The sequence below is a fragment of the Enterobacter sp. B79-1 genome, from assembly GCF_057444735.1.
In genome coordinates, this window is sequence record NZ_JBYAZJ010000008.1 from 193,367 (window position 1) to 213,700 (window position 20,334).

Below are 20,334 nucleotides of genomic sequence, written 5' to 3' on the forward strand. Positions count from 1 at the left end.
AGTTTGCAAAACAATAAATTAACATGATGAATTGAAAGGGTTTTATACACTCAACCTATTACTTGTTGGCAGAATGATTTCCAGGCTAAGTGTCGCTATTTAACAACACCTTTAGACCATGATTTTTCTACTTATATAAATCAACAAGTTAAATGTCACCTTTTGGAGACATCGGCGAGGCAGGATTGTCGCAATTTCGCGACACGCATAAAAAAGCCCGGTGGCACTCACGCCTACCGGGCCTACAAGGGTTAGGGTGCTAAAACTTAACCCAGTTGCTTACGCGCGTTGCGGAAGATACGCATCCACGGGCTATCCTCGCCCCAGTTTTCCGGGTGCCAGGAGTTGCTCACGGTGCGGAACACGCGCTCCGGGTGCGGCATCATGATGGTCGCACGACCGCTTTCACTGGTGACTGCCGTAATACCGTTGGCGGAGCCGTTCGGATTAGCCGGGTAGGTTTCTGTCACCTTGCCGAAGTTATCGACAAAGCGCAGCGCCACCAGACCTTTGCTCTCCAGCTGAGCCAGATGCGCAGCATCACGCACTTCTACCTGACCTTCACCGTGGGAAACGGCGATTGGCATCTGTGAACCCACCATTCCCTGCAGCAGTAGAGAAGGGCTTTGGGTCACTTCCACCAGGCTGAAGCGCGCTTCGAAGCGGTCAGACTGGTTGCGCACAAAGCGCGGCCAGGCTTCGCTGCCCGGGATCAGTTCGCGCAGGTTAGACATCATCTGGCAGCCGTTACACACGCCCAGCGCCAGGGTCTGCGGACGATGGAAGAAGGTTTCGAACTCGTCACGCACGCGGCTGTTGAACAGGATGGACTTCGCCCAACCTTCGCCCGCGCCCAGCACGTCGCCGTAGGAGAAACCGCCGCACGCCACCAGCGCCTGGAAATCTTCCAGACCGGTACGTCCGGCCAGCAGGTCGCTCATGTGGACGTCGATAGCGTCAAAGCCCGCGCGATGGAAGGCAGCCGCCATCTCAACGTGGGAGTTAACGCCCTGCTCGCGCAGCACGGCTACTTTTGGACGCGCGCCTGTCGCAATGTACGGTGCAGCGATATCTTCGTTGATATCAAAGGAGAGCTTCACGTTCAGGCCAGGATCCTGGTCATTCGCTTTCGCGTTATGCTCCTGATCGGCACATTCCGGGTTATCACGCAGGCGCTGCATCTGCCAGGTGGTTTCTGCCCACCACATGCGCAGCGTGGTGCGGCTTTCGCTGAACACCGCGTGGCCGTCTGCTTCAATGACGAAGCGGTCACCCTGAACGGCTTTGCCCAGATAGTGGACGCAGTCTGCCAGACCGTGCTTCGCCAGAATCGCTTCAACCGCGTCGCGATCTGCGGCACGTACCTGAATTACCGCACCCAACTCTTCATTGAACAGCGCCGCCAGACGGTCTTCGCCAAGCGTGGCAATGTTCGCTTCAACGCCGCAGTGGCCGGTGAAGGCCATCTCTGCCAGCGTCACCAGCAGGCCGCCGTCAGAACGGTCGTGGTAGGCCAGCAGCTTACGCTCCGCCACCAGCGCCTGGATGGCGTCGTAGAAGCCTTTCAACTGCGCGACGTCGCGCACATCGGCTGGCTTGTCGCCGAGCTGGCGGTAAACCTGTGCCAGCGCGGTGGCACCCAGCGCGTTGTGGCCTTTACCCAGGTCAATCAGCAGCAGGGCGTTGTCTTCGGTCGCAAGCTGCGGCGTAACGGTGTGGCGCACGTCTTCCACGCGGGCAAACGCGGTGATCACCAGCGACAGCGGAGAGGTCATCTCGCGCTGCTCGCTGCCTTCCTGCCAGCGGGTTTTCATCGACATGGAGTCTTTACCCACCGGAATGGTCAGGCCGAGGGCAGGACACAGCTCCTCACCCACCGCTTTTACGGCTTCATACAGGCCAGCATCTTCGCCAGGGTGACCGGCTGCGGCCATCCAGTTTGCAGAGAGTTTGATACGTTTGATGTCGCCAATCTGCGTCGCGGCGATGTTGGTCAGCGCTTCACCGACCGCCAGACGTGCGGAGGCGGCGAAGTCCAGCAGCGCCACCGGGGTGCGTTCGCCCAGGGCCATCGCTTCGCCGTAGTAGCTGTCGAGGCTCGCGGTCGTCACCGCGCAGTTCGCCACCGGGATCTGCCACGGGCCAACCATCTGGTCGCGCGATACCATACCGGTCACGGTACGGTCGCCGATGGTCACCAGGAACGTTTTCTCCGCCACGGCAGGCAGGTGCAGCACGCGGTTAACCGCTTCTGCCACGGTGATGCCCTGGCGATCCAGCGCTTTGCCCGCCGCTTTGCGGGTTGTCACGTCGCGGGTCATCTTCGGCGTTTTACCGAGCAGGACGTCCAGCGGCAGATCGATCGGCTGGTTGTCAAAGTGGGTGTCGCTTAAGGAAAGGTGCTGCTCTTCGGTCGCTTCACCGATCACCGCATACGGCGCACGCTCGCGGCGGCACAGCTCGTCAAACAGCGGCAGCTGATCCGCGGCAACCGCCAGCACGTAGCGCTCCTGGGATTCGTTACACCAGATTTCCAGCGGGCTCATGCCCGGCTCATCGCTCAGGATATCGCGCAGGTTGAAACGGCCACCGCGGCCACCGTCGCTCACCAGCTCCGGCATGGCGTTGGACAGACCGCCCGCACCCACGTCGTGGATGAACAGAATCGGGTTGGCGTCGCCCAGCTGCCAGCAGCGGTCGATCACTTCCTGGCAGCGACGCTCCATTTCCGGGTTGTCACGCTGCACGGAAGCAAAATCGAGGTCCGCATCAGACTGGCCGGACGCCATAGAAGACGCTGCCCCGCCGCCCAGACCGATGTTCATCGCCGGGCCACCGAGCACGATCAGCTTCGCGCCGACGACGATCTCGCCTTTCTGCACGTGATCGGCACGGATGTTGCCGATCCCGCCCGCCAGCATGATCGGTTTGTGGTAACCGCGCAGCTCTTCGCCGTTGTGGCTGTCCACTTTCTCTTCATAGGTACGGAAGTAACCGTTCAGCGCCGGACGACCAAACTCGTTGTTAAACGCCGCGCCGCCCAGCGGGCCGTCGGTCATGATATCCAGCGCGGTTACAATGCGCTCTGGCTTGCCGAAATCTTCTTCCCATGGCTGTTCAAAGCCCGGGATACGCAGGTTAGAGACGGAGAAACCGACCAGACCCGCTTTAGGTTTAGCGCCACGACCGGTCGCACCTTCGTCACGGATTTCACCGCCGGAGCCGGTCGCCGCACCCGGCCACGGGGAGATCGCCGTCGGGTGGTTGTGGGTTTCCACTTTCATCAGGATATGCGCGGGCTCCTGATGGAAGTCATAGCGCCCTGCTTCGCGATCGGCGAAGAAGCGGCCCACCTCGGAACCTTCCATTACCGCGGCGTTGTCTTTATAGGCAGACAGCACGTGGTCAGGGGTTTGCTCCATGGTGTTTTTGATCATTTTGAACAGCGACTTCGGCTGCTGTTCGCCGTCAATAATCCAGTCGGCGTTGAAAATCTTATGGCGGCAGTGCTCAGAGTTGGCCTGCGCGAACATGTAGAGTTCGATGTCGTTCGGGTTGCGGTTGAGCTTAACGAACGCGTCCTGCAGGTAATCAATTTCGTCTTCTGCCAGCGCCAGGCCGAGACGCAGGTTGGCGTCAATCAGCGCCTGACGGCCCTGCCCCAGCAGGTCAACGCTCTGTACCGGCGCAGGCTGATGGTGTGAGAACAGCTTCTGCGCGTCGTCGAGAGAGGCAAATACGCTCTCCATCATGCGGTCGTGCAGCTCAGCCGCAACCGCCTGCCACTGCGCGTCGTTCAGGGTGGAGGCTTCAACATAGTACGCCACGCCGCGTTCCAGACGGTTAATCTGGCTCAGACCACAGTTGTGGGCGATGTCGGTGGCTTTGGAAGACCAGGGGGAGATGGTGCCCGGACGCGGCGTCGCAAGGATCAGTTTGCCGGTTGGCGTATGGCTGCTCAGGCTTGGACCATACTTGAGCAGGCGTTCCAGCTGTACGCGCTCCTCTGCATTCAGGGGGGCATTCAGGTCAGCAAAATGGACATACTCAGCGTAAATATTGCTTACCGGAAGGTCGGCCGCCTGAAAACGTGCCAGCAGTTTGGTAATACGGAAGGCAGACAGTGCAGGCGAACCACGCAGAATTTCCATCATAAGTCTCTCGTCTTCGAAGCGCCGGGGCGCTTACAGTGTGCGCAAGGGGGGAAAACGGGCGTCATTATAGAGAATCCTGAGCGCCGACGAAACCGTTTGCGTCGAAATAAAATTTGCACAGCGGTTTAACAATAGGTGTGACCTGTCTCTCTAATTTGTTGCCAAGTGGCGTAACTTTGCGCAAAATGCCGCTCATTCAATGGCAAACCTTATTCTTAACATGGCTACAGCATACTGAGGCAACCGGCGTCGCAGAGAATTAACTAATTGAAAAAATTAAAGATTAATTATCTGCTCATCGGCATTGTTACGTTGCTGCTGGCAGTGGCCCTCTGGCCTTCTATCCCCTGGTTCGGTAAAGCCGAAAACCGTATCGCCGCCATTCAGGAGCGGGGGGAATTGCGCGTCAGTACCCTCTCCTCTCCGCTGATTTACGGCGACATCAACGGCAAAACCATTGGTCTGGATTATGAACTGGCCCAGCAGTTTGCCGACTATCTGGGTGTTAAGCTCAAAATTACCGTGCGTCAGAACATCAGCCAATTGTTCGATGACCTGGATAACGACGACGCCGATATCCTTGCAGCCGGGCTGGTGTACAACAGCGAGCGCAGCAAGAACTACCAGCCAGGCCCGACCTACTACTCTGTCTCCCAGCAGTTGGTTTACCGCGTGGGAAGCGTGCGCCCGCGCTCGCTCGCCACCATTAACGAGCAACAGCTGACGATTGCCCCCGGCCATGTCGTGATTGACGACCTGCGCGCGCTCAAAGAGAAAAAGTATCCTGACCTGAGCTGGACGATTGACCCAAAACTGGGCACCACAGAACTGCTCGATCAGGTTAAAGACAAAAAGCTGCCCTACACCATTGCCGATTCGGTGGCCATCAGCCTGTTCCAGCGCGTGCACCCTGAAATCGCCGTGGCGCTGGATGTGACTGACGAACAGCCGGTGACCTGGTTTACCCAACTGGATAACGATCAGACCCTCTCTGCGGCCATGCTCGATTTCTATAACGCCATCAATGAAGACGGTACGCTGGCGCGCCTGGAAGAAAAATACCTCGGCCATGGTGATGACTTCGATTACGTCGACACCCGCAGCTTCTTGCGCGCAGTTGATAGCGTCCTGCCGGACCTGCAGCCGTTGTTCGAAAAATACGCCCAGGAGATTGACTGGAAGCTGCTGGCGGCGATTTCGTATCAGGAATCCCACTGGGATACTCAGGCTACCTCTCCGACCGGCGTGCGTGGTCTCATGATGCTGACGAAAAATACCGCGCTGAGCCTGGGCGTCAATGACCGTACCGATGCGGAGCAAAGCATCAGCGGCGGCGCACAGTATTTACAGGATATGATGGCCAAAGTACCGGAGACCGTGCCGGAAGAAGAGCGGATTTGGTTTGCACTGGCCGCCTACAACATGGGTTATGCGCACATGCTGGACGCGCGCGCGCTGACGGCAAAAACCAAAGGTAACCCGGACAGCTGGTCTGATGTAAAACAGCGTCTGCCGCTGCTGAGCCAGAAACCGTGGTACAACAAGCTGACCTACGGGTATGCGCGCGGGCATGAAGCCTACGCTTACGTTGAAAATATTCGTAAGTATCAGATAAGCCTGGTGGGGTATCTGCTGGAGAAAGAGAAAGAAGCGGCAGAAGCTAAACAGCTGGCTCAGAGCTACCCGGTGGTCGCACCGGACGAACTTAATCGTCCACCTGCTTCAATTCTGCCTTTTGTTGCTTTTTCTGCTGCCGGCGCATTCGAAAGAAGTCACTCAGCAGACCCGAACACTCTGGTGCAAGTACCCCACCGATAGTCTGCACCTGGTGGTTCATCCCCGGATGGCCTAGCACGTCTATTAGCGAACCGGCCGCGCCTGTTTTTTCATCCCGCGCACCAAACACCAGCGTACCGATACGACTGTGCACCATCGCGCCGGAACACATGACGCAGGGTTCAAGGGTGACGTACAGAGTCGTATCGAGCAGACGATAGTTTTGCAGTACCAGCCCGCCCTGACGAAGCGCCATAATTTCGGCGTGCGCGGTAGGATCGTGGCGGCCAATGGGGCGGTTCCACCCTTCGCCAATCACCTGATTATGATGAACCAGCACCGCGCCCACGGGCACTTCGCCCTCATCCCAGGCACGTTGAGCCAGCGTTAGCGCGTGGCGCATCCAGTATTCATGATTGTGTTCAGGGTTGGACAACGGTTGTACTCCAGTCGAAAAGCGGGCGGCATTATACACGCCCGTTTTAGAGAAGACTATTCGAGTTGCTGAAGTTCACCTGATGGCGTGACGCGCCAGCGGTGCTGGCAAAAATAGAGCAGCGGGTTGTCCTGCTTGCTGTCGCTGTAGCCGCTGTACAGGCGCAGCGGCGTGCCGATGCGCTTCTCCAGCTGAACCACTTTCTCGTGCCCGAGGCAGCGCATAGTCAGCACCCAACCGCCGTAAGCGCGGGAAATTTGCGTGGCGATAAGATTTACGCGCGGCAGCCAGGGCGTATCAAAATAGACCTGCTCCACCAGCGTCTGCGGGGAGCCGGTAATTAGCCAGATGTCGGCATCGTTCGCGTCGAGGTAGCTGGTGAGACGCGCCTGCACCACGGGAAACGCGGCGACATGGCCGCGAAACCAGTGCGCAAAATCCTGTTCGAGCTGTTTAAGCCGTGCTTCGCTGTGACCAAAGGTGCATCCCCAGAGCAGCAGGCTCATCGGCCAGCGCGCTGCACGGCCTTTCACCAGCAGCGCGATGCCAATCACGGGTAAGAGCGGTAAGACGAGCAGCGCATTCAGAGGCTGACGCCGCAGCAGGTAGCGCATAAAGGTGCCAAACATATCCTGCTGATGCAGCGTTCCATCCAGGTCGAAAAAGACAACGCGACGCGCGTGATTTGCCAAACCTTACTCCTCTGGGTCGTTGAATCCTAACAGCCAGGTAAACAGGAACCCGGCGATTACCGCTACTAAATAGCCTAACAGATAGAGCATCATTTTTCCGGTCACGATGGTTAATGCCAGCGGTAAACCGGAAAGTCCAAAGGTGATCACCGTCGCCACTTTCCAGTAGCTAATGAGCGCCCCGCCCACCGCGCCGCCCAGACAGGCTGCGAGGAAAGGTTTCCCCAGCGGCAGCGTAACGCCAAAAATCAGCGGCTCGCCGATGCCGAGCAACCCGACCGGGAGCGCGCCTTTAATCACTTTTTTCAGTCGCGCGTTGCGGGTTTTCATCAGTACGGCAATCGCCGCGCCGACCTGCCCCACGCCCGCCATCGACAGGATAGGCAGCAGCGCGTTATAGCCGTGCGCCTGCACCAGCTCGACGTGGATCGGCACCAGCCCCTGATGCAGGCCGGTCAGCACCAGCGGCAGGAAGGTACCAGAGAGCACCGCCCCCACCAGCAGGCCACCACGGTCGATAGCCAGAGACGCACCGTGGGCGATGGCTTCTGAGATCCAGCCGCCTAACGGCTGGAGTGCCACCACCGCGACGCTACCGGTAATAAGCGTGGTCAGCAGCGGGTTGAGGATAAGCTCAATCGAGCCTGGCAGGATCGCACGGAGCCTTTTCTCAATCCAGCACATCAGGATGACCACCAGCAGCACGGCAATCACCCCACCGCGCCCGGGCTGGAGCGCCTCACCAAACAGCGTGATCTGCGCCAGCTGCGGGCTGGACAAGATGCCCGCCATTACCCCGCCCATGGCCAGCGATCCGCCAAACACCTTCGCGGTATTCACCCCGACCAGAATGTTCATGATGGCGAAAACTGCGCTGCCGAAGATCCCAAGGATCCCCAGCAGGTTTGGATACTGCGTGGCAAAATCCCCGACGATATCCGGCCGCTTGAGGATATTGATAATGCCGGTGATCAGGCCCGAAGCAATAAACGCCGGGATCAGCGGGATAAAGACGTTTGCCAGCTGTCGCAGCGCATCGCTCATTGGCGCCTTGTATTTGGCTTTTGCCTGCGCTTTGGTGCTTTCGGCATCGTCAAATGAGGCCGTCGCCTCACCACCAACCATCAGCGCGCGCATGGCATCAACAACCTGCGCCGCTTTTCCCGGCCCGACAATAAGCTGGTGCTGCTGCCCCTGTTTGACGTATCCACTTACGCCGGGGAGTTGCTTCAGGCGCGGTAGATCAAGATCGTCGTCGTTATGCACCTCGACGCGCACGCGCGTCATGCAGTTTTCCAGACGCTGGATATTCTTTTCTCCGCCGATCCCCTGCAGGATGCCGCTGGCGAGCGCTGCTGTCTTTTCCATACACGCCTCTGTTAGTTTTCTAATGCAGCCCGTAAGAACCCGTTATGCGCATCGAGTTTGGCTCTCGCCGCCGCGGCGTCCAGCCCGCTTAAGATCATCAGAATGGCCGGTTTAACATCGTGATCGGTTTGTTTCAGGACCGCTTCCGCCTCTTCACGGCCTGCGCCTGTCGCCTCCATCACCATGCGGCAGGCTCTGTCCACCAGCTTGACGTTGGTGGCCTGCATATCGACCATCAGGTTCTGATAAACCTTGCCGAACTTCACCATCGCGCCGGTGGAGATCATATTGAGCACCAGCTTTTGCGCGGTCCCGGATTTCAGGCGCGTGGAACCGGTCAGCGCTTCCGGCCCGACAACCGGAGAGATGGCGATAGCGGCCACCTGGGCAATCGGCGAGCCCGGGTTACAGGAGATGGCAACCGTCGTGCAGCCTGTCTGGTTGGCGTATTCCAGGCCGCCAATGACGTACGGCGTGCGCCCGGATGCCGCCAGCCCAACCACCAGATCCTGCGCGGTCAGGTTCAGCGCTTTGAGATCATCTTCACCGAGCTGTTTGTTGTCTTCCGCCCCTTCAACGGCTTTCAGCAGCGCGCCTGGGCCACCGGCAATCAGCCCGATCACCAGGCCGTGCGGAACGCCAAAGGTTGGCGGACATTCGGAGGCATCCAGAACCCCCAAACGTCCGCTGGTGCCCGCGCCCATGTAAATAATGCGTCCATCGGCCTTTAGCGCAGCTGCGGCCGCATCAACCGCCTTCGCCACCTCTGGTAATGTCTCTTTCACTGCCTGCGCGACCAGCGTATCCTGTTGATTAAAGCGGTTAACCAGCTCCAGCGTGGAGAGTGCGTCAAGATCCATGGTTTGCGGGTTACGCGTTTCAGAAACCAGTGAGCCAAGATTCATTTTTTGTACCTCAAGAATTTTTAATTCATAATAATCACACTATAGTGGAATATAAAATTCATTCAGGCGAGCAAAATTCGTATTTGAGCAGATAATCACATTTTCGCCAGGAGACCGTATGAACTGTTTAATTCGCATTCGCCAGCGTTATGCAGGCTTTGCCCAAAGCGACAAGAAGCTGGCGGATTTTCTACTTTCTCAACCCGATCACGCGCGCCATCTTAGCTCGCAGCAGCTGGCGAGTGAGGCGGGTGTGAGCCAGTCCAGCGTGGTGAAGTTTGCCCAGAAAATCGGGTTTAAGGGCTTTCCGGCCCTCAAGCTGGCGATCAGCGAAGCGCTGGTGAGTAACCCCAATCCGCAGTCGATGCCGGTGCATAATCAGATCCGGGGCGATGACCCGATGCGTCTGGTGGGCGAAAAGCTGATCAAAGAGAACGTGGCGGCCATGCATGCGACACTGGATGTGAATACCGAAGAGAAGCTGCTGGAAAGCGTGGCGATGCTGCGCGCGGCACGGCGCATTATTCTTACCGGGATAGGTGCATCCGGGCTAGTGGCGCGTAACTTTGGCTGGAAGCTGACGAAGATCGGTTACAACGCGATAGTGGAGCAGGACATGCACGCCCTGCTCGCCACCGTTCAGGCGATGGATCCTGACGATTTACTGCTGGCGATCTCTTATTCCGGTGAACGTCGAGAGATCAATATGGCGACCGATGAAGCGCTGCGCGTCGGCGGTAAAATTCTGGCGATCACGGGTTTTACGCCAAACGCGCTCCAGCAGCGGGCAACGCGCTGTTTATATACCATTGCCGAGGAGCAGGCCACGCGCAGCGCGGCTATTTCGTCCACCAGTGCTCAAATGATGCTGACGGATCTGCTGTTTATGGCGCTGGTGCAGCAGGATCTTGAGCGCGCGCCCGAACGCATTCGTCACAGCGAAGAACTGGTAAAGAAACTGGTTTGACGCGTATAATGCCCGCCCAGTTTGTGTTGTTTCTGAGAATTTCCTGATGGCGCTGTTAATTACCAAAAAATGCATTAATTGCGATATGTGCGAGCCCGAATGCCCGAACCAGGCGATTTCGATGGGCGACAGCATTTATGAGATTAACAGCGACCGCTGCACGGAATGCATCGGCCACTATGAAACGCCGACCTGTCAGAAAGTGTGCCCGATCCCGAATACTATCCTGAAGGATCCGGCCCACGTCGAGAACGAAGAGCAGTTATGGGATAAGTTTGTCCTGATGCATCATGCAGACAAACTCTAGCTTTCAATGATCACCGTTGCGCAGGCGTAGTGGCGTTCATCGGCGAGCGTCACGTGCATGTGATTCACCCCCAGCTTTTCCGCCAGCTTTTGCGCTTCCCCCCACAGACGCAGGCTCGGTTTGCCCAGCTCATCGTTAAACACTTCGAACTGGTTAAACGCCAGGCCGTTGCGAATGCCGGTTCCGAAGGCTTTAGCTGCCGCCTCTTTAACCGCAAAGCGCTTCGCCAGAAAACGCACCGGCTGCTGATGCGCCTCCCAGATGGCCCATTCGTTATCGCTCAGCACGCGTCTTGCGAGGCGATCGCCGCTACGGGCGATCACCGCTTCAATGCGGGCTATTTCAACGATATCGGTGCCTAAGCCCAGAATGGCCATTACTGACGCGCTTCCTGCATCAGGCGTTTCATTTCTGAAACCGCCTCTTTCAGACCGCTCATCACCGCACGACCAATGATGGCGTGGCCGATGTTCAGCTCGTGCATTTCCGGCAGCGCGGCAATGGCCTTCACGTTGTGATAGGTTAGGCCGTGACCGGCATTAACCTTCAGGCCCAGGCTTGAGGCATACGTGGCCGCTTTGGCGATACGCTCCAGCTCTTTCGCCTGCTCGGCGTCGTTTTTGGCATCGGCATAGCAGCCGGTGTGAATTTCGATATACTGTGCGCCCACGTCGGCCGCCGCTTTAATCTGGGTGAAATCAGCGTCGATAAACAGAGAAACCAGGATACCGGCATCTGCCAGACGTTTGCAGGCATCGCGCATTTTGTCGAGCTGCCCGGCCACATCCAGACCGCCTTCGGTGGTCACTTCCTGGCGTTTTTCCGGCACCAGACAGCAGAAATGCGGTTGGGTCTCGCAGGCAATGGTCAGCATCTCTTCGGTGACCGCCATCTCCAGATTCATACGGGTGTCCAGCGTCTGGCGCAGAATGCGCACGTCGCGGTCAGTAATATGGCGACGGTCTTCACGCAGGTGAACGGTAATGCCGTCAGCGCCAGCCTGTTCAGCGATAAACGCCGCCTGAACCGGATCGGGATACGCCGTGCCGCGCGCATTACGCAGCGTGGCGATGTGATCGATGTTGACGCCTAACAGTAATTCAGCCATGACAATCCTCGGTTTTCTTTTCGATTCTGTGGTCTAACGTTTCGGCACAAACTGCCTGAATAATTCGCGGCTCTTTAAGGGCTTGCCGCCAAGATACGGCTTGAGGGCAATCCGGGTAAAGCGTTTTGCTGCGCGCAGGGTGTCCTGATCGGGAAACTCGCGCTCATACAGCGCCCGGAGCTGGCGCCCGGTAAAAGTGCTGTTGTCTATTACGATACTGGCGATAAAGCCTTTTTCTTCACGGTAGCGGTAGGTCATAGTGTCTTCTACCTCGTCCCCGCTACCCGCACAGTGCAGAAAATCTACGCCGTACCCGAGATGGCCCAGCAGCGCCAGTTCGAAGCGGCGCAGCGCAGGCTCGGGTGTGCCGGTTGCGCCAGCAAGTGCCTGGATACAGTGCAGATAATCGAAGAAAAGTTCCGAGAAGCGAGTCTCATGTTCAAGGACGCGAGAAATGAGTTCGTTGACATACAGACCGCTGTAGAGCGTGATGCCAGAAAGGGGAAGCGCCAGAGAGACGGCTTCAGCGCTGCGCAGGGTTTTGACTTCCCCTCGCCCGCCAAAGCGTACCAGCAGCGGGGTGAAAGGCTGTAAGGCACCTTTCAGGTTAGAACGTTTGGAACGTGCGCCTTTCGCAACAAGGCGCACGCGGCCCGACTCTTCCGTGAAGACGTCCAGCATAAGGCTGGTTTCGCTCCAGGGACGACTATGGAGAACGAAGGCACGCTGCCAACCTTCCATATACTCGTCGTCTTTGTTTACTGATCTTCGCCGTAACCGAGGCTGCGCAGAGCACGCTCATCATCGGCCCAGCCAGATTTCACTTTCACCCACAGTTCGAGGTGAACCGGCGCTTCGAACATCTCCATCATGTCCTTACGGGCTTCGATACCGATGGTTTTTATCTTGGCGCCTTTGTTGCCGATCACCATCTTCTTCTGCCCTTCGCGCTCAACGAGGATCAGGCCGTTGATGTCGTAGCCACCGCGTTCGTTGGTCTGGAAACGCTCGATCTCCACCGTCACAGAGTACGGCAGTTCAGCGCCCAGGAAACGCATCAGCTTTTCACGGATGATTTCAGACGCCATAAAGCGCTGAGAGCGATCGGTGATGTAGTCTTCCGGGAAGTGATGAATCGCTTCCGGCAGATGCTTACGCACGATGCCCGCGATGGTATCCACATTCAGGCCGGTCTCAGCAGACAGCGGAACGATGTCGAGGAAGTTCATCTGGCTTCCGAGCCACTGCAGATGCGGCAGCAGGTCGGCCTTTTCCTGCACGTTATCAACTTTGTTGACCGCGAGAATGACCGGCGTTTTGCCGTCACGCAGCTTGTTCAGCACCATCTCGTCGTCCGGCGTCCAGCGGGTGCCTTCAACAACGAAAATCACCAGCTCTACGTCGCCAATCGAGCTGCTCGCCGCCTTGTTCATCAGACGGTTGATGGCACGCTTCTCTTCCATGTGCAGGCCCGGGGTATCGACGTAGATCGCCTGATACGCGCCTTCAGTATGGATGCCGACGATGCGGTGACGCGTGGTCTGCGCCTTACGCGAGGTGATGGAAATCTTCTGCCCAAGCAGATTATTCAGCAGGGTGGATTTACCAACGTTCGGACGTCCGACGATGGCAATAAATCCGCAATAGGTTTTGTCGATGCTCATTCCAGCTCCAGCATTTTTAACGCCTGTTCGGCGGCAGCCTGTTCAGCCTTACGACGGCTTGAACCTGTGCCCACCACCGGTTCACTCAGGCCACTGACCTGGCAATGGATGGTAAATTCCTGATCGTGCGCTTCGCCACGTACCTGCACCACCAGATAGGATGGCAGCGGCAGATGACGACCCTGCAAATATTCCTGCAGACGCGTTTTCGGATCTTTTTGTTTATCGCCCGGACTGATTTCGTCCAGACGGCTCTGATACCAGTTCAGGATCAGCTTTTCTACGGTCTGGATATCGCTGTCCAGGAACACACCACCAATTAATGCTTCGACCGTATCGGCAAGAATAGATTCACGACGAAAGCCGCCGCTTTTCAGTTCACCCGGTCCAAGACGCAGACATTCGCCCAGTTCAAATTCACGCGCGATTTCCGCAAGGGTATTACCCCGAACCAGCGTGGCACGCATGCGGCTCATATCACCCTCGTCCACACGCGGGAAACGATGATAAAGCGCATTCGCAATCACGAAACTTAAAATAGAGTCACCTAAAAACTCGAGGCGCTCATTGTGTTTGCTGCTGGCACTGCGGTGGGTTAATGCCTGTTGCAACAACTCCTGATGATGAAAAGTGTAGCCCAGCTTCCGTTGAAGCCGATTAATTACGATGGGGTTCATGCGATACCAATAAATGAATGCGTCAAAAATGCAGCACACGAAACCGACCTGAGAAAACCAACGCGGTTTCGTGTGCCGTGGCTCCCTTGCAGGGCCAACCTTAAACTTCGGGGGAATATTCTATACACAACGACAAGGGATGTCGTTAGTTCGAAGAGATTTATCGTGGAAATAATTCACGTAGCCGCGAAATAATGCGGCTACGTGCTCTTTTCGTGAGAATTAATGGATCCCGCCAATACGATTCAGGCGTACCCCGGTCGGCCATTCGCCTTCCTGCTTCTCAAAACTCATCCAGATCGCCGTCGCTTTACCCACCAGATTCGCTTCCGGCACAAAGCCCCAGTAGCGGCTATCGGCAGAGTTATCGCGGTTATCGCCCATCATGAAGTAATGACCTGGCGGTACGATCCAGCTGGCAAGCTGCTGACCCGGCTGCTGGTAATACATACCCACTTGATCCTGCGCGATTGGTACCGTCAGGATACGATGGGTGACATCACCCAGCGTCTCTTTGCGCTCAACCAGGCGGATGCCGTTCTCTTTGGTCTCGCCTTTCGGTACCTGGAAGAAGCCGCTGGTCGCTTCACCGCCGTTACGACGGGCAAAGGTCTGCACAAAATCACTTGGCTCAACGTTTGAGTAGGTGATGGCCAGCGCGTTTTCACATGCGGTACCGGAACTGCAGCCCGGCTGAACGGTGACTTCCTTCGAGGCCGGATCGTAGGTAACTTTATCACCCGGCAGACCCACCGCGCGCTTGATGTAGTCCAGTCGCGGATCTTCCGGGTATTTAAACACCACGATATCGCCACGTTTCGGATGACCGGTTTCGATCAGCGTTTTCTGGTAGATCGGATCTTTAATGCCGTAGGCAAACTTCTCAACCAGAATAAAATCGCCAATCAGCAGTGTTGGCATCATGGAACCTGATGGGATCTGGAAAGGCTCGTAAATGAACGAACGCACCACCAGCACAATTGCCAGCACCGGAAATACCGAGGCTCCCGTTTCCAGCCAGCCCGGTTTCGGGCCAACTTTCTTCAGGGTTTTCGCATCAAGCCCATCGCCAGTGGCTGCCTGTGCGGCAGCCTGACGTTCACGGCGTTTTGGGGCGAAGATAAACTTATCCAGACACCACAGCAGACCTGTCACCAGGGTAGCGATGACCAGGATCAGGGCAAACATGTTCGCCATGCCAACTCCTTAAGGGTTATTTGCCGTCTTTACCAACATGAAGAATGGCAAGGAATGCTTCCTGCGGCAGCTCAACGTTACCGACCTGCTTCATACGCTTCTTACCGTCTTTCTGCTTCTGCAGCAGCTTTTTCTTACGGCTGACGTCACCGCCGTAGCATTTTGCCAGGACGTTTTTACGCAGCTGTTTAACGGTAGAACGGGCGATGATGTGGTTACCAATGGCCGCCTGAATCGCGATGTCAAATTGCTGACGCGGGATCAGCTCTTTCATCTTCTCAACCAGCTCACGACCACGGTATGGCGCGTTGTCGTTGTGGGTGATCAGCGCCAGCGCATCGACGCGCTCGCTGTTGATCAGCACGTCCACACGCACCATGTTAGAGGCCTGGAAACGCTTGAAGTTGTAATCCAGTGACGCATAGCCACGGGAGGTCGACTTCAGACGGTCGAAGAAGTCGAGGACCACTTCCGCCATCGGGATTTCGTAGGTCAGCGCCACCTGGTTACCATGGTAAACCATGTTGGTCTGCACGCCACGCTTCTCAATACAGAGCGTGATGACGTTGCCCAGGAACTCCTGCGGCAGCAGCATGTGACACTCAGCAATAGGCTCACGCAGCTCGTGAATATTGTTCAGCGGCGGCAGCTTGGACGGGCTGTCGACGTAGATCACTTCTTTCGAGGTGGTTTCCACTTCATACACTACGGTCGGTGCGGTGGTGATCAGATCCAGATCGTATTCACGCTCCAGACGTTCCTGAATGATCTCCATATGCAGCAGGCCAAGGAAGCCACAGCGGAAACCGAAGCCCAGCGCCGTTGAACTTTCTGGTTCGTAGAACAGGGAAGCATCGTTCAGGCTCAGCTTACCGAGCGCATCACGGAAGTTTTCGTAGTCGTCAGAGCTGACCGGGAACAGGCCCGCGTAAACCTGCGGCTTCACCTTTTTAAAGCCTGGCAGCGCTTTGTCCGCCGGGTTACGTGCCAGCGTCAGCGTATCGCCCACCGGAGCACCGAGGATGTCTTTAATCGCGCAGACCAGCCAGCCTACCTCGCCGCATTTCAGCTCGGTACGGTCAACCTGTTTTGGCGTGAAGATACCCAGACGGTCAGCGTTGTAGACCTGGCCGGTACTCATGACCTTAATTTTGTCGCCTTTACGCATGGTCCCGTTTTTGATACGCACCAGCGAAACAACGCCAAGGTAGTTATCGAACCAGGAGTCGATGATCAGCGCCTGCAGCGGCGCTTCCGGGTCACCTTCCGGTGGCGGAATATCACGCACCAGACGTTCCAGCACATCGGGAACACCGACGCCGGTTTTCGCCGAGCAGCGTACCGCGTCGGTCGCATCAATGCCGACGATGTCTTCAATCTCTTCCGCTACGCGCTCAGGATCGGCGGCAGGCAAGTCAATTTTGTTCAGAACCGGCACGACCTCGAGATCCATTTCCATCGCGGTGTAGCAGTTCGCCAGGGTCTGGGCTTCTACGCCCTGCCCGGCATCGACCACAAGCAGCGCGCCTTCACAGGCCGCCAGCGAGCGTGAAACTTCATAGGAGAAGTCAACGTGGCCAGGGGTGTCGATAAAGTTCAGTTGGTAGGTTTCACCGTCGGTCGCTTTATAGTCGAGCGTCACGCTCTGCGCTTTAATGGTGATACCGCGTTCGCGTTCCAGGTCCATGGAGTCCAGTACCTGGGCTGCCATTTCACGATCAGACAGGCCACCGCAAATCTGGATAATACGGTCAGACAGCGTCGACTTACCGTGGTCAATGTGAGCAATGATCGAAAAGTTACGTATGTTCTTCATATAGTTAAATAATTATGCCTTACGAATTCCTGGAGGCCGCTGTTCTTAGCCTGACGTTTTTCAGTGCGAAAACGCAGCATTCTACACTACATCCCCGCAACCTGGAAATGCACTTAGAGCCAAGCATAGCGCGAAGAAACGGCGTTTTCTTTTTTGAGATGTAAATAATGATAAAGCCCGGTGGATCACCGGGCTTCAGAAGAGAGCGTCTCGACACGAAGCTGGTCAGGCGCGAGTGCAACATTGAGGATAACGGGTTGCCACTCTTCACGTGCAGCGAGCTTTGGCGACAGGCCTTTGGCAAGCCAAAATCCACCTACGCCACCCAGTGCAGCACCACACATGGCAGCCAAATCGGTGCCAAACAACGTCTGGAAAATACCGCCCATAACAAACAAACCAACCAGTGGGGAGAGATAAACCAGCATCGCGGAGGTCAACAGACTGCCTTCTGCGATGCCCAGTTCCACCTTTTGCCCTGCCACCAGCGGCTGTTCGCTCGGGACGGCGATCGTATGCGACGTTTGCGGCCCCAGCTTGTTGAGCACGCGACTGCCGCAACCCGCTCTGGACGCGCAACTGTTACATGATGCTTTTACGTCACAGCTCACCAACGCAACACCATCCTGCCACGATACGACCGTAGCCCACTCTTTAATCATTGCGCAGCCCTGAATTTAATGCTGTCGGAAATGCGCTTCGCCGTTTGCGGCGGCAATTCCCCGACGATGGTGATCTCGGCGTTATCACGTACCGTGGTACTCACCGTACGGCGCCCGGTACGAAGCATTTGTTCTGAACTGTTTGCCGTTGCACGGTTGATGTTCACCGAGAAGCTGAATAACCCGTCTGAATAAAGACGCGATTCGACCGGCGTTTCAATGGTCGGTAACTGGCGACGGCTACTGGAGACTTCACTAAATCCTTGCGGGATCCAGGAAGGAACCCAGTTGAAGTTCACAGAATCACCGGCAGGAACAGAAAGCAGCGGCGGCAGGCTGGCTTTGGCAAGATTCTGCATGCTATTGCCCACCTGATTATTCACGCTGAAGGAGATGACGCGGAACTGTTCCAGCGTTTCACCGTCACGGTCGAGCAGGTCAACGCGCATTGGCAGCTTGGTTTCTGCGTCAATCCAGACGATGTAGCTGTAACGCGTACCGTCTCTGGCAACAACGCGGATAACCTCGCAGAGTCTGTCGGCGATGCGGGTTTTGCCGACCGCGATAAAATCGTAGAAAGGCGCAAGACGCTTGAAATCGGTATAGATAAGCGATGGCAAGGAATCAACGATATAGTCGCCATTCAGAGTGAAAGGTTCCAGGCCAGGTTCAAAGTAGCTGATTTCATTGCCACGCTGAACCACTTCCCGACGTGGACCATCCATCTGTAAAAGCTGGGCGAGCGGCTGGTTATCAAGACGGGCATGGCGATAGCGTAACGATTCGACGCCCTGCTTATTAATGCTGATAAATGCCAACTCGTAATTGAGTGACTGGCTGGCCAGATTCATTTGCTGCAACAACGCCCCGGATGAAACATCAGCCGAGGCGTTGGCAGAGAAGAACAGGCTACCTGTCATCAGAGACATGGCGAACCAAAGTTGCTTCATTACTGCGATTGCGTTCCTAAAGTTTGGTTTCCGGGCACTTGCACAGCAGCCTGCTGGGTTTGTGCCTGCTCAAACTGAAGCTGTTCGGAGTGCAGACGACGCTGCAACTCATAATCCTGCAACATCGCATTGATGCGACGGCGCTGCTCTTGTACCTGCTGTTGCTGACCGCCGCTTGCGGAAGCATCTGCCGGTACGCCCAGGCTAACCGGGCTGGCTTTGCCCATCATCGGCAGTGTATTAAACACTGGCGCTTCAGGCTGCTGATTGGCTTCAGACTGAGTGTTATAGTGCTGGACGCCAACGATAACTGCAAGCGATACGCAAGCAGCCACACCCATTTGGGTAAGCTGGCTGGCCCACGGACGCACCTTTTGCCAGAACGGCATTTTCTGCCACTGGTGAGGCGCGGGCTGAGCTTCAGGAATCAGCGGAGTGGTCTGATGTACTGGCTCGTTCTCGATGGCCGCCATGACGCGAGCCGAGATATCGAAATGGGGAACCTCGCCGGTATCACCACGTAAGGTGTCACGGATGAGATGATAGCTCTCCCAGGTCTCTTGCATTTCGGGAGAATGAGACAGCTCATTGAGCAGCTCACTATCCAGCGTTTCACCATCCATTAAAGCGGAAAGTTGTTCTTTCTGCATGCCTAATACCTTTTCCAGTATCCCGCTATCGTCAACGCCTGATAAGCGGTTGAACTTTATTATCAATTGCTTCTCGCGCACGGAAAATTCGTGAACGAACCGTGCCGACCGGACAATCCATGATGACCGCTATCTCTTCATAGCTTAGGCCATCCAACTCCCGTAACGTAATTGCCATGCGTAAATCTTCCGGGAGCGACTCGATCGTGCGAAAAACGATTTGTCTCAGTTCTTCTGACAACATTAAGTTCTCAGGGTTCGAAATTTCTTTCAACGCGCCGCCACTTTCGAAGTTTTCGGCGTCGATTGCGTCCACATCACTAGAAGGCGGACGACGGCCCTGAGCGACCAGATAATTTTTTGCTGTATTCACGGCAATGCGATACAGCCAGGTATAAAAAGCACTATCTCCCCGGAATGAATCCAGCGCACGATAGGCCTTAATAAAAGACTCTTGTACCACATCAGGAACATCTCCCGAGGGGACATAGCGAGAAACCAGACTCGCCACCTTATGCTGGTAGCGAACCACCAGTAGGTTAAAGGCTTTCTGATCTCCCTTTTGGACCCGTTCAACCAGGACCTGGTCCGTTAACTGCTCGCTCATCCGAGGTAATGTCTCCCCAAACCTAAATTCCACGCGCTATCGAAACGCCACTCTAACAGCATTGTACTTTGAGCAAGCACTGGCTTAGAGCGTCTATTCTTCAATAAGTTCCGTCACGCTTTTGTTTTTGTTCATCGCGCCGCAGACCGATCATTTTCTCTCATTATAAGTCTGATCACGATACGCACCCACTTTCTGACAAGAATCATCAACTTTATCGTCAGAAGAGTAACGCAACACCGGCTTTATTTCACCACAAAATCTGAAGCTAACGATCTGCTTCGCAAAATATTTTCGTTCATTTACCTCTTGTTTAGCTCTGACTTTACGTTTAGTCACCATAACAACATACAAAAAAAACGTGCGAAACGTCTCAGTCAGGTGCTATTCTGGCCAAA

General features: G+C 56.0%; 20 protein-coding genes. 3 read left to right on the plus strand and 17 right to left on the minus strand.

All coding sequences use genetic code 11. The features are described 5' to 3' along the window. Window positions 1–266: 266 nt before the first annotated feature. Complete coding sequence (gene purL, locus AC2T6E_RS19685) at window positions 267–4,154, minus strand: phosphoribosylformylglycinamidine synthase (RefSeq protein WP_126816188.1); 3,888 nt, start codon at window positions 4,152–4,154, stop codon at window positions 267–269. Window positions 4,155–4,421: 267 nt separating this feature from the next. On the opposite strand from purL, the gene mltF reads away from it, so the two are divergent. Next, window positions 4,422–5,972 carry a membrane-bound lytic murein transglycosylase MltF gene (gene mltF / locus AC2T6E_RS19690; RefSeq protein ID WP_260662445.1) on the plus strand — a complete coding sequence of 517 codons (1,551 nt, stop codon included), beginning with the start codon at window positions 4,422–4,424 and terminating at the stop codon, window positions 5,970–5,972. Here the strand turns inward: mltF and tadA are convergent. From tadA to murQ, 4 genes are read right to left on the minus strand one after another with little or no spacing between them, the layout of a single operon-like run. Then, window positions 5,860–6,366, minus strand: coding sequence for a tRNA adenosine(34) deaminase TadA (gene tadA, locus AC2T6E_RS19695; protein WP_174340924.1), 507 nt, complete (start codon window positions 6,364–6,366; stop codon window positions 5,860–5,862). The genes mltF and tadA overlap by 113 nt on opposite strands. Before the next feature lie 56 nt (window positions 6,367–6,422). Continuing rightward, entirely contained in the window at window positions 6,423–7,058 is a 636-nt protein-coding gene (gene yfhb, locus AC2T6E_RS19700; RefSeq protein ID WP_042715843.1) for a phosphatidylglycerophosphatase C, read from the minus strand. 3 nt (window positions 7,059–7,061) lie between these two features. Then, the gene (locus AC2T6E_RS19705) at window positions 7,062–8,426 is read right to left on the minus strand and encodes a PTS transporter subunit EIIC (protein ID WP_278435782.1); all 1,365 of its coding nucleotides are present in this window, start codon (window positions 8,424–8,426) and stop codon (window positions 7,062–7,064) included. Between the two features lie 11 nt (window positions 8,427–8,437). Beyond that, window positions 8,438–9,331, minus strand: coding sequence for an N-acetylmuramic acid 6-phosphate etherase (murQ, locus tag AC2T6E_RS19710; protein WP_182401152.1), 894 nt, complete (start codon window positions 9,329–9,331; stop codon window positions 8,438–8,440). Between the two features lie 118 nt (window positions 9,332–9,449). Between murQ and AC2T6E_RS19715 the strand changes: the two genes are divergently transcribed. Together AC2T6E_RS19715 and AC2T6E_RS19720 are read left to right on the plus strand one after the other, a co-directional pair. Then, window positions 9,450–10,298 carry a MurR/RpiR family transcriptional regulator gene (locus tag AC2T6E_RS19715; protein ID WP_010434058.1) on the plus strand — a complete coding sequence of 283 codons (849 nt, stop codon included), beginning with the start codon at window positions 9,450–9,452 and terminating at the stop codon, window positions 10,296–10,298. 46 nt (window positions 10,299–10,344) lie between these two features. Beyond that, the gene (locus tag AC2T6E_RS19720; RefSeq protein WP_010434061.1) at window positions 10,345–10,605 is read left to right on the plus strand and encodes a YfhL family 4Fe-4S dicluster ferredoxin; all 261 of its coding nucleotides are present in this window, start codon (window positions 10,345–10,347) and stop codon (window positions 10,603–10,605) included. Here AC2T6E_RS19720 and acpS read toward each other — a convergent pair. The 12 genes from acpS to rseD form a co-directional block, all read right to left on the minus strand. Continuing rightward, complete coding sequence (gene acpS / locus AC2T6E_RS19725; RefSeq protein ID WP_042715848.1) at window positions 10,602–10,982, minus strand: holo-ACP synthase; 381 nt, start codon at window positions 10,980–10,982, stop codon at window positions 10,602–10,604. The two genes, AC2T6E_RS19720 and acpS, sit on opposite strands and share 4 nt — an antisense overlap. Continuing rightward, on the minus strand, window positions 10,982–11,713 hold the full coding sequence (pdxJ, locus tag AC2T6E_RS19730) for a pyridoxine 5'-phosphate synthase (RefSeq protein WP_278435783.1): 732 nt from the start codon (window positions 11,711–11,713) through the stop codon (window positions 10,982–10,984). The genes acpS and pdxJ overlap by 1 nt, the downstream gene beginning before the upstream one ends. 33 nt (window positions 11,714–11,746) lie before the next feature. Beyond that, window positions 11,747–12,454, minus strand: coding sequence for a DNA repair protein RecO (gene recO, locus AC2T6E_RS19735; RefSeq protein WP_089598411.1), 708 nt, complete (start codon window positions 12,452–12,454; stop codon window positions 11,747–11,749). 17 nt (window positions 12,455–12,471) lie between these two features. Next, a complete protein-coding gene (era, locus tag AC2T6E_RS19740; protein WP_042715851.1) occupies window positions 12,472–13,377 on the minus strand; it encodes a GTPase Era in 906 nt (301 codons plus the stop codon). Then, window positions 13,374–14,054: a ribonuclease III gene (gene rnc, locus AC2T6E_RS19745; protein WP_010434072.1), complete on the minus strand. Its 681-nt coding sequence runs from the start codon at window positions 14,052–14,054 to the stop codon at window positions 13,374–13,376. Before rnc ends, era begins: the two co-directional genes overlap by 4 nt. 222 nt (window positions 14,055–14,276) lie before the next feature. Next, window positions 14,277–15,251: a signal peptidase I gene (gene lepB, locus AC2T6E_RS19750; RefSeq protein WP_486692959.1), complete on the minus strand. Its 975-nt coding sequence runs from the start codon at window positions 15,249–15,251 to the stop codon at window positions 14,277–14,279. A 16-nt stretch (window positions 15,252–15,267) separates the two neighbouring features. Continuing rightward, a complete protein-coding gene (gene lepA, locus AC2T6E_RS19755) occupies window positions 15,268–17,067 on the minus strand; it encodes a translation elongation factor 4 (protein WP_089598413.1) in 1,800 nt (599 codons plus the stop codon). 185 nt (window positions 17,068–17,252) lie between these two features. Beyond that, entirely contained in the window at window positions 17,253–17,729 is a 477-nt protein-coding gene (rseC, locus tag AC2T6E_RS19760) for a SoxR-reducing system protein RseC (RefSeq protein ID WP_416719308.1), read from the minus strand. After that, window positions 17,726–18,679, minus strand: a complete 954-nt coding sequence (gene rseB / locus AC2T6E_RS19765; RefSeq protein ID WP_010434078.1) for a sigma-E factor regulatory protein RseB — start codon at window positions 18,677–18,679, stop codon at window positions 17,726–17,728. Before rseB ends, rseC begins: the two co-directional genes overlap by 4 nt. After that, entirely contained in the window at window positions 18,679–19,329 is a 651-nt protein-coding gene (gene rseA / locus AC2T6E_RS19770; RefSeq protein WP_486692962.1) for an anti-sigma-E factor RseA, read from the minus strand. Before rseA ends, rseB begins: the two co-directional genes overlap by 1 nt. Before the next feature lie 31 nt (window positions 19,330–19,360). Beyond that, the gene (gene rpoE / locus AC2T6E_RS19775) at window positions 19,361–19,936 is read right to left on the minus strand and encodes an RNA polymerase sigma factor RpoE (RefSeq protein WP_010434081.1); all 576 of its coding nucleotides are present in this window, start codon (window positions 19,934–19,936) and stop codon (window positions 19,361–19,363) included. Then, a complete protein-coding gene (gene rseD / locus AC2T6E_RS19780) occupies window positions 19,933–19,998 on the minus strand; it encodes a rpoE leader peptide RseD (protein WP_226348011.1) in 66 nt (21 codons plus the stop codon). The genes rpoE and rseD overlap by 4 nt, the downstream gene beginning before the upstream one ends. Window positions 19,999–20,334 lie beyond the last annotated feature (336 nt).